This is a genomic window from Nocardioides sp. NPDC054178, from assembly GCF_055585005.1.
On record NZ_JBVJKY010000003.1, the window covers coordinates 249,704 to 266,410 of the forward strand.

Annotated in this window: 16 protein-coding genes; 12 read left to right on the forward strand and 4 right to left on the reverse strand. The window is 68.7% G+C overall.

Features of this window, described 5'->3' with window-relative positions; genetic code table 11:
• Positions 1-45 precede the first annotated feature (45 nt).
• Positions 46-1,461 carry an APC family permease gene (locus tag ACZ6WN_RS13750; protein ID WP_465865211.1) on the reverse strand — a complete coding sequence of 472 codons (1,416 nt, stop codon included), beginning with the start codon at positions 1,459-1,461 and terminating at the stop codon, positions 46-48.
• A gap of 188 nt (positions 1,462-1,649) precedes the next feature.
• On the opposite strand from ACZ6WN_RS13750, the gene ACZ6WN_RS13755 reads away from it, so the two are divergent.
• The 9 genes from ACZ6WN_RS13755 to ACZ6WN_RS13795 all read left to right on the forward strand — a co-directional run bounded on the left by ACZ6WN_RS13755 (position 1,650) and on the right by ACZ6WN_RS13795 (position 8,695).
• Positions 1,650-2,276 carry a TetR/AcrR family transcriptional regulator gene (locus ACZ6WN_RS13755; RefSeq protein ID WP_465865213.1) on the forward strand — a complete coding sequence of 209 codons (627 nt, stop codon included), beginning with the start codon at positions 1,650-1,652 and terminating at the stop codon, positions 2,274-2,276.
• A 129-nt stretch (positions 2,277-2,405) separates the two neighbouring features.
• On the forward strand, positions 2,406-3,770 hold the full coding sequence (locus ACZ6WN_RS13760; RefSeq protein WP_465865215.1) for a flavin monoamine oxidase family protein: 1,365 nt from the start codon (positions 2,406-2,408) through the stop codon (positions 3,768-3,770).
• 272 nt (positions 3,771-4,042) lie between these two features.
• Positions 4,043-5,725: an aldehyde dehydrogenase family protein gene (locus ACZ6WN_RS13765; RefSeq protein ID WP_465865217.1), complete on the forward strand. Its 1,683-nt coding sequence runs from the start codon at positions 4,043-4,045 to the stop codon at positions 5,723-5,725.
• Between the two features lie 64 nt (positions 5,726-5,789).
• Positions 5,790-6,047 carry an AMP-binding protein gene (locus tag ACZ6WN_RS13770; RefSeq protein ID WP_465865849.1) on the forward strand — a complete coding sequence of 86 codons (258 nt, stop codon included), beginning with the start codon at positions 5,790-5,792 and terminating at the stop codon, positions 6,045-6,047.
• Positions 5,954-6,454, forward strand: a complete 501-nt coding sequence (locus ACZ6WN_RS13775; RefSeq protein ID WP_465865218.1) for a MarR family winged helix-turn-helix transcriptional regulator — start codon at positions 5,954-5,956, stop codon at positions 6,452-6,454. Before ACZ6WN_RS13770 ends, ACZ6WN_RS13775 begins: the two co-directional genes overlap by 94 nt.
• 167 nt (positions 6,455-6,621) lie before the next feature.
• Positions 6,622-6,939: a GNAT family N-acetyltransferase gene (locus ACZ6WN_RS13780; protein WP_465865219.1), complete on the forward strand. Its 318-nt coding sequence runs from the start codon at positions 6,622-6,624 to the stop codon at positions 6,937-6,939.
• Positions 6,940-6,941: 2 nt separating this feature from the next.
• The gene (locus tag ACZ6WN_RS13785) at positions 6,942-7,193 is read left to right on the forward strand and encodes a (4Fe-4S)-binding protein (RefSeq protein ID WP_465865220.1); all 252 of its coding nucleotides are present in this window, start codon (positions 6,942-6,944) and stop codon (positions 7,191-7,193) included.
• Positions 7,190-7,744, forward strand: a complete 555-nt coding sequence (locus tag ACZ6WN_RS13790; protein WP_465865221.1) for an NADPH-dependent F420 reductase — start codon at positions 7,190-7,192, stop codon at positions 7,742-7,744. The genes ACZ6WN_RS13785 and ACZ6WN_RS13790 overlap by 4 nt, the downstream gene beginning before the upstream one ends.
• A 108-nt stretch (positions 7,745-7,852) precedes the next feature.
• Complete coding sequence (locus ACZ6WN_RS13795; protein ID WP_465865222.1) at positions 7,853-8,695, forward strand: alpha/beta fold hydrolase; 843 nt, start codon at positions 7,853-7,855, stop codon at positions 8,693-8,695.
• 82 nt (positions 8,696-8,777) lie between these two features.
• On the opposite strand, the gene ACZ6WN_RS13800 is transcribed toward ACZ6WN_RS13795, so the two are convergent.
• Entirely contained in the window at positions 8,778-9,530 is a 753-nt protein-coding gene (locus ACZ6WN_RS13800; protein ID WP_465865224.1) for an SDR family NAD(P)-dependent oxidoreductase, read from the reverse strand.
• A gap of 166 nt (positions 9,531-9,696) precedes the next feature.
• Here ACZ6WN_RS13800 and ACZ6WN_RS13805 point away from each other — a divergent pair, with 166 nt between their 5' ends.
• The gene (locus ACZ6WN_RS13805; RefSeq protein ID WP_465865850.1) at positions 9,697-10,617 is read left to right on the forward strand and encodes an AraC family transcriptional regulator; all 921 of its coding nucleotides are present in this window, start codon (positions 9,697-9,699) and stop codon (positions 10,615-10,617) included.
• A gap of 6 nt (positions 10,618-10,623) precedes the next feature.
• Here ACZ6WN_RS13805 and ACZ6WN_RS13810 read toward each other — a convergent pair whose 3' ends face one another.
• Entirely contained in the window at positions 10,624-11,085 is a 462-nt protein-coding gene (locus ACZ6WN_RS13810) for a GDYXXLXY domain-containing protein (protein ID WP_465865225.1), read from the reverse strand.
• A complete protein-coding gene (locus ACZ6WN_RS13815; RefSeq protein ID WP_465865226.1) occupies positions 11,082-12,251 on the reverse strand; it encodes a DUF2157 domain-containing protein in 1,170 nt (389 codons plus the stop codon). Before ACZ6WN_RS13815 ends, ACZ6WN_RS13810 begins: the two co-directional genes overlap by 4 nt.
• A gap of 166 nt (positions 12,252-12,417) precedes the next feature.
• Here ACZ6WN_RS13815 and ACZ6WN_RS13820 point away from each other — a divergent pair, with 166 nt between their 5' ends.
• Positions 12,418-16,200: an ABC transporter ATP-binding protein gene (locus ACZ6WN_RS13820; protein WP_465865228.1), complete on the forward strand. Its 3,783-nt coding sequence runs from the start codon at positions 12,418-12,420 to the stop codon at positions 16,198-16,200.
• Positions 16,201-16,209: 9 nt separating this feature from the next.
• Positions 16,210-16,701 (forward strand): MarR family winged helix-turn-helix transcriptional regulator, encoded by a 492-nt coding sequence (locus ACZ6WN_RS13825; RefSeq protein WP_465865230.1) that lies wholly within the window; start codon positions 16,210-16,212, stop codon positions 16,699-16,701.
• Positions 16,702-16,707 lie beyond the last annotated feature (6 nt).

A 16,707-nucleotide genomic window follows, 5' to 3' on the forward strand; every position in this document is an offset into this window, starting at 1 on the left:
GAGTGGTTGGGGTGGGTGACGGGTCGGTGGCAACGCGTGCCGACGTCAGCTTCGGGAACGGGCACTTGCCTGGGATGCGTGGTCTTCAGCACCTACCCGCGTTCTTGACAGGCGGCCTGCGGCCAGCGCGCCGATCACCGCCGCGACGAGCAGCGTCCAGGGCAGTGCGTTGACCCAAGCGAGATCTAGGCCGGTGAGAGTCGGGTAGTTGCGGATCATCAGGACCAGGCCCGCGAGCAGCCCGAGGCCACCGACGGCCGGGGCGACGATCGCGCCGGCGACCGACTCGCCTTGGCGCTCACGGAGGAAGAATCCCGTGATCGAGAAGGCAGCGATGCCCTGGAGGGCGACGATGCCGAGCACGCCGAGCCCGTAGAGGGTGAGCCCCATGCCGAGATAGGGATGCTGGCCGGAGAGGGTGAAGGCGAAGGTGACGACGGCGACCAGGAGCAGCTGCGCTCCGCTGGCGGTGACGGGAGATCCGTACCTGGGATGGGTCCGGGCCAGGGCCCGCGGGAGAAGGCCGTCGCGGGCCAGCGCCACGTGGTAGCGAGCGGTGTTGCAGTGGAAGGCGAGGAAGGCCGCGAAGAGACTGGTCATCACCAGAATCCCGATGATGTCGGTATAGCCCTGACCCAGGAGGTCGGTGCTCTTGTCGAGGAGATACGTCTCCGGCGTGCCGGCGCCCGCAGCGGCCAAGGCGGCTGACTGCGCCTGATCAGCGCCCCACGCCGAGATCGATGCCCAGGTGGTGATCAGGTAGAAGACGGTGATCAGGCCCAAGGAGATGTACGTCGCTCGCGGGACGGTGCGTCGGGGACTGCGCGCTTCTTCGCCGTACAGCGCGGTGGCCTCGAATCCGACGTACGACCCGAACGCGAGCATCAGGCTGATCCCGAATCCGCTACCGAAGACAACGCCTGGGCTGAAGACGTCGAGGGAGAAGCCGTGGAATCCCTTCTCGAGGAGGACCGCGATGTCGAAGCCGAGCAGCACCAGCACCTCAAGGCCGAGCGCGACACCGAGGACCTTGGCACTGAGGGTGACCTCGAAGTAGGCCAGGGCCGCCACGGCCAGGCAGGCGACCACTGCGAAGGCCTGCCACGGGACGGTGAGGCCCAGGAGCTCGGTCATCACCTCGGCGCCGAAGTACACGAGCGCTCCGAAGATACCGACCGTGATCGTGTTGTAGGCCAGGAGCGCGACGTATGCGGTGCTGCCGCCGATGCGATCGCCCAAGCCTTCGCGAGCGAAGGTGTAGAAGCCACCGACGTTGATGATGCGCCGGCTCATCCGCACGTATCCCGCGCTGAAGAGCGCCAGGATCACCCCTGCGACGAGGTAGGCGCCCGGAACGCCCGCGCCGTTGCCCAGAGCCACCGAGATCGTGAGCACGGCGACGACGACGCCCATGGGGGAGACGCCGGCCAAGACGAAGAACACGATGTCCGCCGTGCCCATCGCACCTTCATCGAGGTGTCGGTTCCGAGAATTCGTGGATTCCGGAGATGGCATCGCTGGTTCCTTCCGCGACGGGACCAATTCAGTCATGCGACTGACTGTGAGGTGGTTACCGTAGGCACCGAGGAAGCAATCCCGCAAGGGACTGTGGCAAAGTTTCGGTCAGTTGACTGAGAGGAAGGGAACCAGTGGTCTATCTCGAAGCTGAAGTCCGACGACGGCAGCTGATCGCAGCCGCCCGCATCGCGCTGTCCCAGCATGGAGTCGCGAAGACGTCGCTGCGTGCGGTCGCGGCGGAGGCCGGCGTGCCCCTGGGGACGATGCAGTACGTCTTTCCCAACAAGGAGTCGCTGCTCCGTGCAGTCATCGAGGATGTCGTCGAAGAGATCGCCGAGGTGCTCAAGGACTCGGCGGATCTGCATGGCGGGCTCGAGAACGCGATCCGAGTCGGACTCCGCACCTTCTGGTCCCGCCTTGTGGCCGGGCACACCGGACTGCAGCTCATGCAGTACGAGCTGACGACCTACGCGCTCCGGGCGGCCGGGCAGGAAGGCTTGGCGCGGTGGCAGTACGAGCGCTACGCCAATGTCGTTGCTGAGTGGTGTCAGCAGGCGGCCAGCAACGCAGGGGAGACGTGTGCGATGCCTTTCGCGCGTCTTGCGCGGCTCGTGGTCGCCGGAATCGACGGACTTATCCTTCAGCACGTTTGTGATCCCAATGCTGCTCGGTCGCAGGAGGATCTGGCCGGAATGATCGACATGCTGGTCACCGTCGCGGGCATAGGTGGCGGGCAGCCGGGAGTCCACCGCGCCTGACCGACACGCGCTGCCAGGCGAGGGTGCGCTGGGTACGTGTGGGGTCGTAGCCGCCCCTTGTGCAAGTCCGGAATCGGTTCTATCGTCTGAACTCAGTCATACGACTGAATGAATACGAGGAGTGAAGCGGTGTCCGATGTTGACGTGATCGTGGTGGGAGCAGGACTGGCCGGCTTGAGTGCGGCCCGAAAGCTGACCGCCGCCGGCAAGTCCGTCGTGGTCCTTGAAGCCCGGGATCGGGTTGGTGGCCGGACCGAGGGCGGGACCATGGATGGGCACCCGATCGAACTTGGCGGCACCTGGCTGGGTGAAGGCCACACCGAGATGTACAAGCTGGTCTCGGAGCTGGGGCTGGCGACCTTTCCGACCTGGAACGATGCCGGGACACTGGTCCTGGAGCTCGGCGGTAAGCAGTCGCGCCTACCTCCTAGGAAAGGTGCGACGCCGAAGCTGAACCCGATCGCGCTCGTCGACCTGGCGCAGGGCCTCGCCCGGTACGAGAAGCTCGCTCGTGGCGTCGATCCGGAGCGGCCCTGGGCACACCCCAGAGCAGACGAGCTCGACGGCCAGACGTATGAGTCCTGGGTCCGTCGCAACCTGAGGACGTCGTCCGGCCGTTCGTACTTCCGCGTCCTCGCCGAGGCCCTCTACTCGGCGGACTCGACCGATCTGTCCTTGCTCCACACGCTCTTCTACACCGCGAGCAACGGCGACCTGGAGACCCTGGCCTCCACCGACAAGGGAGCGCAGAAGGACAGGGTCGTCGGCGGGTCGGTGCTCGTCTCGCAACGCCTCGCCGCAGACCTTGATGTTCGCCTCGGGGTGCCTGTCGCCCGAGTCGGCCAGCATGACCACGGCGTGACCGCGACGTCCAGGGACGGCCAGGTCTACTCGGGACGACGCATCATCGTCGCCCTTCCGCCGACGCTGGCAGGGCGGCTGGAGTACGACCCCGTCCTCCCGGCTTGGCGCGATCAGCTGACTCAGCGTGTCCCTGCGGGGACCGTGGTCAAGTGTTTCGCGAGCTTCGCCACGCCGTTCTGGCGCGACAAGGGCCTCAACGGCCAGGCAATCTCCGACAACGGCCCGATCAAGGTGACCTTCGATGTGTCTCCGCCGGAGGCCGAGATCGGCGTCCTGCTCGGTTTCGTCGAGGGAGGCGAGGCGCGACGGTGGCAGCGCCTGTCCGCCCCACAGCGTCGAGACGCGGTGCTGAAGTGCTTCGCGCGGTACTTCGGCGCGGAGGCCCTGAAGCCCGACAACTACCTGGAGAAGGACTGGAGCGCCGAGGAGTTCACCCGAGGCTGCTACGGCGCCGGCTTCGGGCCCGGCGTCTGGACGAGCTACGGACCCGTGCTCCGTGAGTCGATCGGCCGGATCCACTGGGCCGGTGCCGAGTACGCCACCGAGTGGAGCGGCTACATGGAAGGCGCTGTGCGATCGGGACGTCGGACCGCCGACGAGATCCTGGCGGAGCGGCCCGACGGGTCCTAGGCACGACGACCGAAGGAAGCAGCGACGATGAGGATGGACGCCGATGAGCCGACGTGGTCGGTGGCGGCGATGTGCTGGCCGCCAGCACGACGATGATCGGCCGCAACAGACACCGGAGCCCTGGTTTCCCCGCCGAACGTCTTGACGAGCTCATGGCGGCCGCCAGTGGATGACGATCCTGAGCGCAGCCCTACCGGGCAGGCGCAGGGACATCGAAGTGCTCGATCGATTGAAGGGTAAGTCTGAAGATGATTACTGAAACTGGTTCCGGAATGTCCCTCGACAGCCTCGTCGAGGAGCTCCGGCACGGGGCCCACACGTGGACCACCCTGAGCCTGCGCGAGCGCCGTGACCTCCTGGACGCCACCGGTGAGGCCGCGCGGCGGCACGCTCAGGAGTGGATCGACGTCGCCTGCGACATCAAGGGCCTGCCCGCCGGCTCACCTCTTGCCGGGGAGGAGTGGCTCAGTGGCCCCTACGCCCTGCTCAGCGGCATCGGCGCGCTGTCAGCCTCCTTATCGGCACTCGAGTCGGGTCACAGCCCCCTCGACGGCTTCCACACATCACCGGCCCCGGGCGATCGTACGGCGGTCCGAGTGCTGCCCCACAGCGTGTTCGACCGACTTCTCCTCAACGGGTTCAGCGCCGAGGTCTGGTCGCGCCCCGGCGTACGCAGGGAGACGCTGGAGCAGGCGGCCGGGCTCGGGCAGCTGACCCCGGGGGAGAGCGGTGGTGTGGGCGTCGTCCTCGGCGCCGGCAACATCTTCTCGATCGCCCCGTTGGACACCCTCTACGAGCTCTACGCCCACAACCGCGTCGTCCTGCTCAAGCTCAACCCGATCACCGACCCGCTGCTGCCGGTCCTGGAGAACGTGTTCGCCCGGTTCATCGAGCTCGGTCTGGTGCGGATCATCACCGGCGGCGTCGAGGTCGGGTCCGCTGCCGTGGCGCACACCGGCATCGACCACGTGCACATCACGGGCAGCGTGAATTCGCACGACGCAATCGTGTTCGGCCCCGGTGAGGAGGGACGGGCGCGCCAAGCGCGTGGCAATGTCCAGCTCGACAAGCCGATCACCAGCGAGCTCGGCGGGGTCTCTCCGACCATCGTGGTGCCCGGCCGCTGGTCCCGGCGCGACCTCGAGTTCCAGGCCGAGCACATCGTCACCCAGAAGCTCCACAACAACGGCTACAACTGCATCGCCTCGCAGGTGCTCGTGCTGAGCGCGGACTGGCCGCAGAAGGACGACTTCCTCGCGGCGCTCCACCAGGCCTATGCGAAGGCGTCCGGCCGTGCGGCCTACTACCCGGGGAGCGACGAGCGGTGCGCCGCGGCCGTCCAGGAGCACCCTGACGCCACCGAGGTCCGCGACGGCCGGCGGATCCTGTTGAATAACGTCCCGGCCGCCGGTGACGCGGCCTTCACTACCGAATACTTCGGACCGGTGCTGGCGATCACCCACCTGCCCGGTGACGCCGAGGAGTTCCTCGGCACGGCCGTCGACTTCGCCAACAACCAGCTGGCGGGCACCCTGGGCGCCAACATCGTCATCCACCCGCGCACGATCCGGCAGCTGGGACAGACCTTGACCCGAGCAGTGGCCGAGCTCCGGTACGGCACCGTCGCGATCAACGCCTGGACCGGCGTCGGCTACCTGACCGCCCGCGCGACCTGGGGAGCCTTCCCCGGTCACACGCTCGAGGACGCGCAGAGCGGCATCGGCATCGTCCACAACGCCCTGCTGCTCGCACACACCGAACGCACCGTCGTACGAGGGCCGTTCCGACCGTTCCCACGCTCGGTGTTCACCGGGGTCATGGCGATCTCGCCGCGGCCACCGTGGTTCGTCACCAACCGCACCGCCGCAGTGACGGCCCGGCGGCTGACCTACTTCGCAGCCAAGCCCAGCTGGGGCAAGCTCCCGGCGATCTTCGCCTCGGCCCTCCGCGGCTAGACGTCGTAACCAACCGAACCCAGGAGACTGACGAGACATGCCCCCGTACAACCTCGCCACGTTGATGGAACGGAGCGCCGCGGCGTACCCAGATCGCATCGCTCTGGTGTGCGGCCCTGCGAGCATGACCCACTTGGAGCTGCATCATGCCGCCAACCAGGTGGCCAACCTGCTCACGGCGCGCGGTGTCCAGCCCACGTCAAGCAACTGCACGCTAGCCTCGACGGTATGGACGATCGGCGTACGACGGCTGGAAAGGTTGCCCCGTTCTCGCCGGAGGAGGAGGCGGCCTGGCGCGCTCTGGCGCGTGCGGTTGTGGTGATTCCGCGGGTGCTCGATGCCGACCTCATGCAGGCAGAGGGGCTGACCCTCACCGAGTACACCGTGCTGATGAACCTGTCCGAGGCTCCCGAGCGTTCGTTGCGCATGAGTGAGCTCGCCAACTATGTGGCGATCTCGGTGAGCGGGCTGACCCGGGTGGTGGAGCGGCTGGAGCGGGGCGGTCTGGTCGAGCGGATGCGTTCGGTGGCAGACGGTCGCGGCCAGCTCGCATGCCTGACCCCGGCCGGTCTGAAGTGTTTGAAGCAGGCCTGGCCCGCGCACCTCGAGAGCGTCCGCCGGCACGTCATGGACCACCTTCAGAGTCTCGATCTGCTCGCCTTGGCCGATGCGCTCGCGCCGATCGCCCAGGCCGAGGTCGGGCCGCCGGTTCGCCGCCGAGGTCGCTGACACCGGGCGCATCCCGGCGTCGCCTCTCTCGGTCGCCGCCGCGCAGCGACACCGTCGTGACGCTCCTTGATTTGCCTCACCTTCCTCATATCATTGCTTGTGCAAACAGATACAGGTGCTGTCCCGATGGCGCACGAAGCATGCAGGCCCCCGAGCAAGGACAAGAGATGACGGAAATCGATGTTGAGGTCGCCCATGCCCCCGAGCGCCTGCGCTACGAAGCGCGTGTGGGCGGATCCGTGGTGGGGTTCGCCGAGTACATCCTCGCCACCGACCTGATCGTGTTCACCCACACCGAGGTCGACCCCGCCTTCGAGGGGAAGGGTGTCGGCGCGGCGATCGCCCGGTTCGCGCTCGACGACGTACGTGACACGAGCCAGCGCAAGGTGATGCCGCTGTGCCCGTTCATCAAGGGCTGGATCGGCCGCCACCCCGAGTACATCTCCCTCGTGAAGCGTGTCCCCGCATCGACGGCGACGGACTGAGGATGGCGCGCAAGACCTACACCGGCCCCGTGGTCGACGTCTCCTTCGACGCAGATGTGTGCCGGCACGCCGCCGAGTGCGTACGCGGCATGCCCAGCGTCTTCGACACGGCCGCACGGCCGTGGATCGACCCCACCCACGCTGATTCGGCGGAGACCGCACAGACCTTGCGGGACGTGATCGGCCGCTGCCCCTCGGGCGCGCTCCGCCTCCACGAGCACCAGGGCGACCAGGACAAGGAGTGGCGAGCATGAAGATCACGGTGATCGGACGCGGCAACATCGGCGGTGGCCTGGCGGATCTGTGGGAACGTGCCGGTCACCAGGTGACGAGGCTGGGGCGTGGCGGCGGTGACGCCAGTGCCTCCGACGCCGTCCTGCTCGCCGTCCCCGGCGCCGCTGTCGAAGCGGCGCTGTCATCCGTCACCGGGCTCGAGGGCAAGACCGTGCTCGACGCCACCAACCTCTACGGCGGTGTGCGGCCCCCGGCCGGTTTCTCCTCCAACGCCGAGTACGTCAAGTCGGTCACCGGCGGACCGACGGCCAAGGCGTTCAGCACCAACTTCGCCTCTCTTTTCGGCCGGGTCGCCGACGCCCGCGTACGCCCGAGCGGCCTGTGGGCCGGTGACGACCAGGCCCACGATGTCGTCGCCCGGCTCAGCCACGATGCGGGGTTCGAGGCGGTCCGCCTGGGCGACCTGAGCATGGCCGCCACCCAGGAGGGTCTCGCCGGCACGCTCTTCGCGATCGCGCAGTCAGGTCTCGGCGAGTTCGTCTACCGCATGGCCCCGCCCGAAGACCTCTGAGCTCCAGCCGCGGGCGGAACCCCCATCGGGATCGCTCGCCTGGAGGCACACTGTCCATGAGGTCAACGAGCTGCCAGCCTCGCGCTGGTCGTACAGGAAGGGGAGATGATGGCTTTCATCACGGTGGGTCAGGAGAACAGCGCGCCGATCGAGCTGTACTACGAGGATCAGGGAACCGGCCAGCCGGTGGTGCTCATCCACGGGTATCCGCTCAACGGTCACAGCTGGGAGAAGCAGACGCGCGAGCTGCTCGCTGCCGGCTACCGCGTGATCACCTACGATCGGCGCGGCTTCGGGAACTCGTCCAAGGTCGACAGCGGGTACGACTACGACACGTTCGCCGCCGACCTGAACACGGTCCTCGAGACGCTCGACCTGAGGGATGTCGTGCTCGTCGGCTTCTCGATGGGCACCGGTGAGCTTGCGCGGTACATCGCCAGGTACGGACACGAGCGGGTCGCGAAGCTCGCCTTCCTCGCGTCCCTCGAGCCGTTCCTCGTGCAGCGTGACGACAACCCCGAAGGCGTACCGCAGGACGTGTTCGACGGGATCGCCGCGGCCGCGAAGAACGACCGCTACGCCTGGTACACCCAGTTCTTCAACGACTTCTACAACCTGGACGAGAACCTCGGCTCTCGGATCAGCCAGGAAGCCGTCACCGGCAGCTGGAACGTCGCCGTCGGTAGTGCTCCGGTGGCCGCGTACGCGGTCGTCTCTTCGTGGATCGAGGACTTCCGCAGCGACGTCGAAGCGGTTCGCGAAGCCGGCAAGCCGACACTGATCCTGCACGGCACCAAGGACAACATCCTGCCCATCGACGCCACCGGACGCCGCTTCCACGCCGCCGTCCCCGGGGCCGACTACGTCGAGGTCGAGGGCGCTCCCCACGGCCTGCTGTGGACCCACGCCGACGAGGTCAACGCAGCGCTCGCGGAGTTCCTCCGTAAGTGAGCATCACCTGGTGTGGACCGATCGTGGAGGGCAGCGGGACGGCTGCCCTCCACGACCTCGGAAAGCGGGCTCGGGTCCGTGCTCAGGTCTGGTTCGCTCCGCCGTCGACGTAGAGGTTCGAGCCGACGATGTAGCTGCTCTGCTCCGAGGCGAGGAACGCGATGGCAGCCGCAGCCTCCTCGGGCCGGCCCATGCGGCCCTTGGCCACGGTCGCGGCGACGTGCTCCTTCATGGCGCGGGCGGTCTCCTCGTCGCCGAAGGCCGCGGTGCCTCCAGGGGTCTCGATCCATGCCGGGGAGACCACGTTGACCCGGATGCCGCGGTGCTTGAGCTCGGCCGACCATGTCCGTGCGAAAGACCTGACCGCAGCCTTCGACGCGGCGTACGCTCCGAACGCCTCCATGCCACGATCGGCCGCCGTGGAGCCGACCAGGATGACCGAGGCGCCGTCGTTGAGCAGCGGCAGCGCCTTCTGCACGGTGAACAGGGTGCCTCGGGTGTTGACCCCGAAGGTCTGGTCGAAGTGCTCCTCGGTGGTCTGCTCCAACGTCACGAACGTGCCGACCGCGGCGTTCGCCACCAGCACGTCCACCCCCGTGCCGCGGGCGTGGACCGCATCGTAGAGCCGGTCCAGGTCGGCCGGCTCGGAGATGTCGCCCGTGACCCCCGTTGCACGATCCGGTCCGATGGTCTTGACGGCGGCCTCCAGCTCGGTCTCGCGCCGCCCGGTGACGAACACGTACGCGCCCTCGTCGGCCAGTCTCACCGCGGTGGCGAGGCCGATCCCGCTGCTCGCACCGGTGACCACTGCCGTCTTGCCGTCCAGCTGTCCCATGTGAGTCTTCTCCATCACTCGCCCCGTGCAGGGCGTACTCGTGTGCAGGTGATCTACCTACGACATCGATAGTGCAGCCGCTTTGCTGGAAGATCCATAAGTCAGAGTCCGGTATTCTTTACGCATCGTCCAGGAGGTGGTGGTAGTGCTCGGTTTCCGAGATCCAGTGGCCGACGCGATCGGACTGCTCAGGCCCCGCACGGTGGTCGGCCCCAGCCTTCAGGCGACGGGGGAGTGGGCCTTGAGCTTCGACACGTTCCTGCACGTACGGATCGGTGGTCTCGTACGCGGCACCTGCTGGCTGATCCTCGAAGGGCATGAACCGGTGCTCCTGGAGGAGGGCGACACCTTCATGCTGGGCAACCCGCCGCCGTACGTGCTGGCCAGCACGCCCGATGCCAGCCCGCGCCCCGCGGAGCAGGTGTGGGCGAGTGCCGAGGAGGGGTTCGTCCGCATCGGCCCGGCCTCCGAGGACGATCTCTATCTCTGCGTCGGGCACATCGAGTTCGATCACCAGAATGCGGCCCTCCTGACCGATCTCCTGCCGCCGCTGGTGATCGTGCGCGCCGGCGATCCGCATGGCAACCGCCTCGGTCAGCTGATCGACCTGCTGGCCACCGAGGTCGGCCTCACCGCTCCAGGCGGCCCGCTGGTCCAGAACCACCTCGCCCAGATCCTGCTCGTGCACATGCTGCGTGCGCACGCCGGGCAGACAGACCGGCCGACCGGCTGGCTCGGCGCCCTGAACGAGGACGGCATCGGCGCCGCCCTTCGCGCGGTGCACGCGGACGTGGCCTACCCCTGGGACCTCAACGAGCTCGCCGAGATCAGCCACATGTCACGCTCCGCGTTCGCCCAGGCCTTCAAGAGCCACGTCGGGGTCCCACCGCTGGAGTACCTGATCCAGTGGCGGATGAGCCTGGCCCGCGACGCTCTTTCCCGCGATGCGCTGTCGATCTCCGAGCTCGCACGAGCCACCGGCTATCGGTCCGAGAGTGCCTTCAGCACCGCGTTCCGCCGGGTGGTCGGCTCATCGCCCACGCAGTTCCGTGCCCAGGCGCGCAGGTCGGCCGAGGTCGGAGGGTGAGGATCGTCAGGGCGTCCGGACCGCGATGAGGGCCGCGTGGCCGCGCGAGTCGACCTTCACCACCGCGACGGCGTCGCCGCCGTTGACCTCGGTCTCGATCTCCTGGGCGCGGTCCTGGGGGAGGAAGAGGCTCTCGATACCGCAGCTGAGCCGCCAGCCGTCGTCGTGGCACTTCAGGAACGGCCCCTCGCTGGGCCGGGCGGTGGTGACGCCGGTGGCCTCCCAGACCTGGCCACGTCGTGCCAGCGAGACGTACGCATCGCCGGTCTCCTTCGTCGTACGCGCGCTGATCCCGGCATAGGAGAGGTCCACGTAGGCGCCGCGGAACGGGTCGATCGGGTCGACCGGCTCGACGCGGAGCCGGATCTCCTCGCCGGTGACACGGGCGGAGAGCTGGCCGGCGACGGCGAGGCCGACGAGGCCGAGGTTGAGGGCGCAGACGAGCGCCACCCGGGTGCGAGCGTTCATGAGAGGGCCTCACTGAGGTTGGCGGCCACGCCTCGGCGGGCGCGGTCGAAGACGAAGCCGGTGACGAGCAGGAGCACGCCGAGCATCAGGAAGAGCGTCGCGCCGGACATGATCGGGGCGAAGACCGCGAAGCTCTGCATGGTCGTGAAGACGACCAGCGCGCCGGTGGCGAGCACGACGAGCAGCGTCCGGCTGCGCACCGAGCCGTCGACGGCGACCGCACCGGCCACGACGACGTACACCGCGATGCTGACGAACGCGGACAGCCACGCCTGGCCCGACACGGAGCCGAGGTCGTCGACCTGCGGGTCCCAGGCGACCAGTGCCAGCCCGATCGGCACGATGAGGGCCGAAGCCAGCACCTCCCACCTGGACAGCCCGTCCGTACGCACCGCCGCGACGACGACGAGGAGCACGGCGGCCACCAGCGCCACGAGGAGGGTCGGGCTCCACGCCAGGTCGTGATCGCCGATCTGCGGGACGGCGGCGACGAAGAGGCCACCCAGGACGAGTACGCTTCCGGCCAGCCGCCACACCTGCGCGAACGGCTCCCTGCGTCGATCGTGCAGCGCGGCCAGCGCCGTCGCGACCACGCCCCCGACCAGCACCGCGAAGACCCCGGCGAACACGCTCTCGCTGCTCGCCACCACCTGCCAGTCGAACCAGACCATCGTCGTCACGATGCCGACGACCAGCGGCGCCAGAGCGTTGCTCGCGTAGGCGTAGAGCAGCGCCCCGAGCCCCCACAACCCCACCAGGGAGGGCTCGTACGCCGGCACCTGGAGGCTCTGCTCGGCCTGGAGGACGACACCGCCGAAGCTCATCGCCGCGATGCCGCGGAACGCGCCGCGCAGCGGTCGGGGGAGAGGGAGCGTCTCGGCGGCGACCGTGAACGCGAGCCAGACGACGACGATCCCGACGAACCGCACCAGCGGCGAGAGCGCGTCGAGATTGGTCGCCACGAGCCACAGCAGCCCGACGCCCAGGAACGCTCCGCCCAGGTAGGAGATGATCCGCGTCAGCGAGCCGGTGTTCGAGGCGACGTACTGTCCTCGGATCATGTCCGCGGCCTCCTCGGCGAGGATGCCCTCGTCCACCCAGCGGGCGGTCTCGTCGTTCAGCCAGTCGAGCCGCCTGGGCGCGACGGGTCTTGCTCCGGTGTCCATAGGACCATTGCAGCGGCCCGCGGGGGTGCGTCGCGTGAGCCCACGTACTCAACTCGTCGGAGGCGTTGCGTCTCGGGCAAAAGAAAACTAAGTCGCTCGACTTTATTTACCGCGAGTGCCTGCGAGCCATATGCTTGCCGATAGGCAAATATTAGGTGGTGACCAGATGGTCCGCAGGAATCCCGACCAGCGCCCCGCCGGGGCGTCCGACCGGGTCGGTACGTTGAAGCTGCTCGCTCCGTACCTCGGTGACAACCTGATCCGCATCCGGGCGGCGATCGCCGTCTCGGTGATCGCCCAGACCATGCTGGGGGTCATCCCGGTGATCCAGAGCGTGATCGTGGACGACGCGATCCTGAGTCAGGAGCGGTCGCTGACGCTGTGGATCGCGATCCTGGTCGTCGCGGTGACCGTCGGCTTCGGGCTCCAGTATCTGCGGCGCAGGCTCGGCTTCATCACCGCGGCGCGCAGCCAGCGGGATCTTCAGCGTGCGGTGCACCACCACCTCCAGCACCTCGACGGCACCGGTCGGGACCGGTTCCGCACCGGTGACGTGATGTCTCGGGCGACCAGCGACCTGACCCTGATCCAGATGTACATCCAGCACACCGGCATGCTCTGGGGCAACATCACGCTCCTGGCCGTCGCGCTGCTCGGCATGCTGCTGCTCTCGCCGTTGCTGACCGTCGTGATGGTGGTCGCGGTGCCGCTGTTCCTGCTGGTCACGATCCGGTTCCGTGACAGGCTCTTCCCGGCGAGCTGGACCGATCAGCTCTACAAGGGTGCCGTCGCCGGCGTCGTGGAGGAGGCGGTCACCGGCGTACGCGTGGTCAAGGCGTTCGGCCAGGAGGCCCAGGAGCAGGAGGCCCTCCAGGAGGAGGCGACGACCCTGTTCCGCTCGCGGATCCGAACCGCGCGGATGACCGCCCGCTTCAGCGCGACCATGGACGTCTTCCCGGGCCTGACCCAGATCGCGATCCTCGCCTTCGGCGGCTGGCTGGTGATGCAGGGACAGGTCACCCTGGGGGTCTTCACGGCCTTCGCGAGCTACGTCGTGCAGCTGGTCACGCCGGTCCGCTTCCTCTCGACGATCATGGCCACCTCCCAGCAGGCGCGGGCGGGCGCGGCGCGGGTGATGGAGCTGCTGGAGTCGACCTCGGCCGTGCGGGACCACCCGTCCGCGGTGGCGCTCGAGGTCGCCGAGGGCCGGATCGCACTCGACCACGTCGACTTCGCCTACCCGGGCGGCGATCCGGTGCTCCGCGACGTCACGCTCCGCATCGAACCGGGGGAGCGGGTCGCCCTGGTCGGGGCCTCGGGTTCGGGGAAGTCGACGCTGGCCCTGCTGCTGGCGCGCTTCTACGACCCGGTCGCCGGCGCGATCACGCTCGACGGCACCGACCTGCGTGACCTGAGGCTCGACTCGCTGCGCAGCAATGTCGGCATGGTCTTCGAGGAGGGCTTCCTGTTCTCCACCACCATCGGGGAGAACATCGCGTTCGGCCGGCCCGGCGCGAGCGCGGAGGAGATCGAGCGTGCGGCGGTCGCCGCACACGCGCACGGCTTCATCGCCGGGCTGCCCGACGGGTACGACACGGTCGTCGGTGAGCGTGGCTTCACGCTCTCGGGTGGTCAGCGGCAGCGGATCGCCCTGGCCCGGGCCGCGCTGGCCAACCCGCGGGTGCTGGTGCTCGACGACGCGACCTCGGCGATCGACGCACGCACCGAGCACGCGATCCATGACTCCCTCGACGCGGTGCTCTCGCGGCGTACGACGATCCTGATCGCCAAGCGGCCCTCGACCCTGCAGCTCGCCGACCGGGTCGTCGTGCTCGACCGGGGCAGGGTCGTCGACCAAGGCTCCACCGAGGACCTGCTGGAGCGCTCGGAGCTCTTCCGAGAGCTGCTCGCCGGACCGGACGCGGAGGACGTGACGCCGGACGAGGCGCCGGTGGAGGACATCGACCCGCGCGCGTGGCCGGCAGGGGTCGCCCGGGACGGCGCGGCGAAGGTCAGCGTCTTCGCGAGCGCCGCGTCGGCGAGCAGCAGCGGCACCGCCGGAGGGCCGGGGACCGACTCCTCCGCCCGGCTCGCCTCGCTGGCCACCGTGTCCCCGCAGCTGCTCGCCAGGGTCGATGACCTGCCTGCGCTGGCCGGAGACCCGGAGGTCGACGTGGCCGCGATGCAGGCGCCCGTGAAGTCGTTCTCGATGTGGCACGTCTTCGCGCCGTACCGGAAACCGCTGGCTCTCGCCGCGGGGTTGGTGCTGCTCGACGCGGTCAGCGGGCTGGCGGCGCCGGCGCTGATCCGGTTCGGTGTCGACCACGGCGTCGTCGCCGACTCGGTCAGGACGCTGTGGCTGATCAGCGGTGTGCTGCTGGTCCTCCAAGGGGTGATCTGGGGCAACCAGCGGTTCATGACCTACTTCACCCAGCGCACCGCCGAGCGGATGCTCTTCGGGCTGAGGGTGCGTACGTTCGCCCATCTGCAGCGGCTCTCGCTGGACTACTACGAGCGCAACCAGGCCGGCAAGATCATGACCCGGATGACCTCCGACGTGGAGGCGTTCTCGAATCTTCTGCAGCAGGGCCTGGTCACCGCGCTGGTCAGCCTGGTCAGCTGCCTCGGTATCGCCATCGTGCTGGCCCTCTTCGACCCCGGTCTCGCGCTGGCGGTGGCGCCCGTCCTCATCCCGCTGGTGATCACCGGGTGGCTCTTCCAGAAGGCGTCCTCGCGGGCGTACCTGGTCGCCCGGGAGCGGATCTCGATCCTCTACGCCGACATGCAGGAGAGCCTCTCCGGCGTGACGGTGAGCCAGGCGTACGGCCAGCAGTCGGCCAACGAGGCCAGGTTCGGGCGGCTCTCGCAGCGCTACTTCGAGGCGCGGGCCCGTTCCTTCGAGCTGATGGCGCGGTTCTTTCCGTTCGTCGACTTCCTCGCCGGCATCGCCAAGGCGGTCGCGCTGGCCGTGGGCGCGCACCAGATCGCCGGCGGCGACCTCACCTCCGGGGTGCTGATCGCCTTCCTGCTCTATCTCGACCAGTTCTTCGCGCCGATGCGGCAGCTCTCCACCGTCTTCGACCAATGGCTGCAGGCCCAGGTGGCCGTGCGCCAGCTCGACGATCTGCTGAGCACACCGAGCCAGACGCCGGAGGCCGAGCACCCGGTCACACCCTCGCGGATCCGCGGGGAGATCTCCCTCGACGACGTCAGCTTCGCCTACGCCTCCACAGGCCTCACCGCGATGGACCACGTCTCGCTGACCATCCCGGCGGGGCAGGTCGTCGCGCTGGTGGGCACCACCGGTGCCGGCAAGTCGACGCTGATGAAGCTGGTCGCCCGCTTCCACGACGCCACGGAGGGAGTGGTCTCGATCGACGGGACACCGCTGCGCCGGCTGGACCTGCCCGCCTACCGTCACCAGCTCGGCTTCGTGCCGCAGGAGCCGTTCCTGTTCTCCGGCACGATCCGGTCGAACATCGCCTACGGCCGGCCCGAGGCGACCGACCTGGAGGTCGAGCGGGCCGCCAGGGAGGTGGGTGCGCACGAGTTCGTGGCGAACCTGCCGCAGGGGTATCTCACCCCCGTCTCCGAACAGGGCCGGTCGCTCTCGGCGGGACAGCGGCAGCTGCTCTCGCTGGCCCGGGCCCTGCTCGTCGATCCCGCGATCCTGCTGCTCGACGAGGCGACCGCCAACCTCGACCTGGCCACCGAGGCAGGGGTCCAGCGGGCGATGGGCCTGGTCTCCAGCGGGCGTACGACGATCCTGATCGCGCACCGGCTGCAGACGGCTCGAGCGGCGCACCGCATCCTGGTGGTCGACGACGGTGCCATCGTGGAGGATGGCACCCACGAGGACCTGCTCGCCGCCGGCGGCCGGTACGCCGACCTGTGGGCAGCGATGGCGCAGCACACCGTGGTCGGGCAGGCCGCGGTGATGAAGGGATAGGTGGGTGCGGTGTCCGGCGCCGAGCGGATCGACGGGGTCCAGGGATTCGACGGGTTCGACGGGTTCGACGAGGAGAGCGTGACCCGGTTGCGGGTGGCGCTGCACCGCACCGTACGAGCTCTGGACCGGCGTACCAACCGCGACGACGTGCCGCGCACGCAGATGATGGTGCTGTTCACCATCGCCCGCAAGGGCTCCATCCCGCTCGCCGAGCTGGCCGAGTTCGAGGGGATCAATCCCACGATGCTCTCGCGGGTGCTCGGCAAGCTCGAGGCGGGGGGCCTGGTGCGCCGGGTCCCCGACGCCGAGGATCGCCGGGTCGTGCACGCCGAGGTCACCGATGCCGGCCGTGCGGTCGCCCGGCAGCAGCGCGACCGGCGGGCACAGATCTTCGCCGAGCTCCTCGCCGACCTCCCTGCCGACTCGCTGGCCTCTCTTCGTGCGGCGCTTCCGGCGCTGGAGGCGATCGCCGACGTCGCTCGCGGGAAGGAACGCGCCTAGTCGAAG

What these genes read in the sequence shown, in the direction of transcription:
- ACZ6WN_RS13750 (WP_465865211.1), bottom strand. Translation starts at nt 1,461, where the DNA reads ATGGGCACGGCGGACATCGTGTTCTTCGTCTTGGCCGGCGTCTCCCCC.
- ACZ6WN_RS13765 (WP_465865217.1), top strand. Translation starts at nt 4,043, where the DNA reads ATGTCCCTCGACAGCCTCGTCGAGGAGCTCCGGCACGGGGCCCACACG.
- ACZ6WN_RS13770 (WP_465865849.1), top strand. Translation starts at nt 5,790, where the DNA reads ATGGAACGGAGCGCCGCGGCGTACCCAGATCGCATCGCTCTGGTGTGC.
- ACZ6WN_RS13775 (WP_465865218.1), top strand. Translation starts at nt 5,954, where the DNA reads ATGGACGATCGGCGTACGACGGCTGGAAAGGTTGCCCCGTTCTCGCCG.
- ACZ6WN_RS13780 (WP_465865219.1), top strand. Translation starts at nt 6,622, where the DNA reads ATGACGGAAATCGATGTTGAGGTCGCCCATGCCCCCGAGCGCCTGCGC.
- ACZ6WN_RS13785 (WP_465865220.1), top strand. Translation starts at nt 6,942, where the DNA reads ATGGCGCGCAAGACCTACACCGGCCCCGTGGTCGACGTCTCCTTCGAC.
- ACZ6WN_RS13790 (WP_465865221.1), top strand. Translation starts at nt 7,190, where the DNA reads ATGAAGATCACGGTGATCGGACGCGGCAACATCGGCGGTGGCCTGGCG.
- ACZ6WN_RS13795 (WP_465865222.1), top strand. Translation starts at nt 7,853, where the DNA reads ATGGCTTTCATCACGGTGGGTCAGGAGAACAGCGCGCCGATCGAGCTG.
- ACZ6WN_RS13800 (WP_465865224.1), bottom strand. Translation starts at nt 9,530, where the DNA reads ATGGGACAGCTGGACGGCAAGACGGCAGTGGTCACCGGTGCGAGCAGC.
- ACZ6WN_RS13810 (WP_465865225.1), bottom strand. Translation starts at nt 11,085, where the DNA reads ATGAACGCTCGCACCCGGGTGGCGCTCGTCTGCGCCCTCAACCTCGGC.
- ACZ6WN_RS13815 (WP_465865226.1), bottom strand. Translation starts at nt 12,251, where the DNA reads ATGGACACCGGAGCAAGACCCGTCGCGCCCAGGCGGCTCGACTGGCTG.
- ACZ6WN_RS13820 (WP_465865228.1), top strand. Translation starts at nt 12,418, where the DNA reads ATGGTCCGCAGGAATCCCGACCAGCGCCCCGCCGGGGCGTCCGACCGG.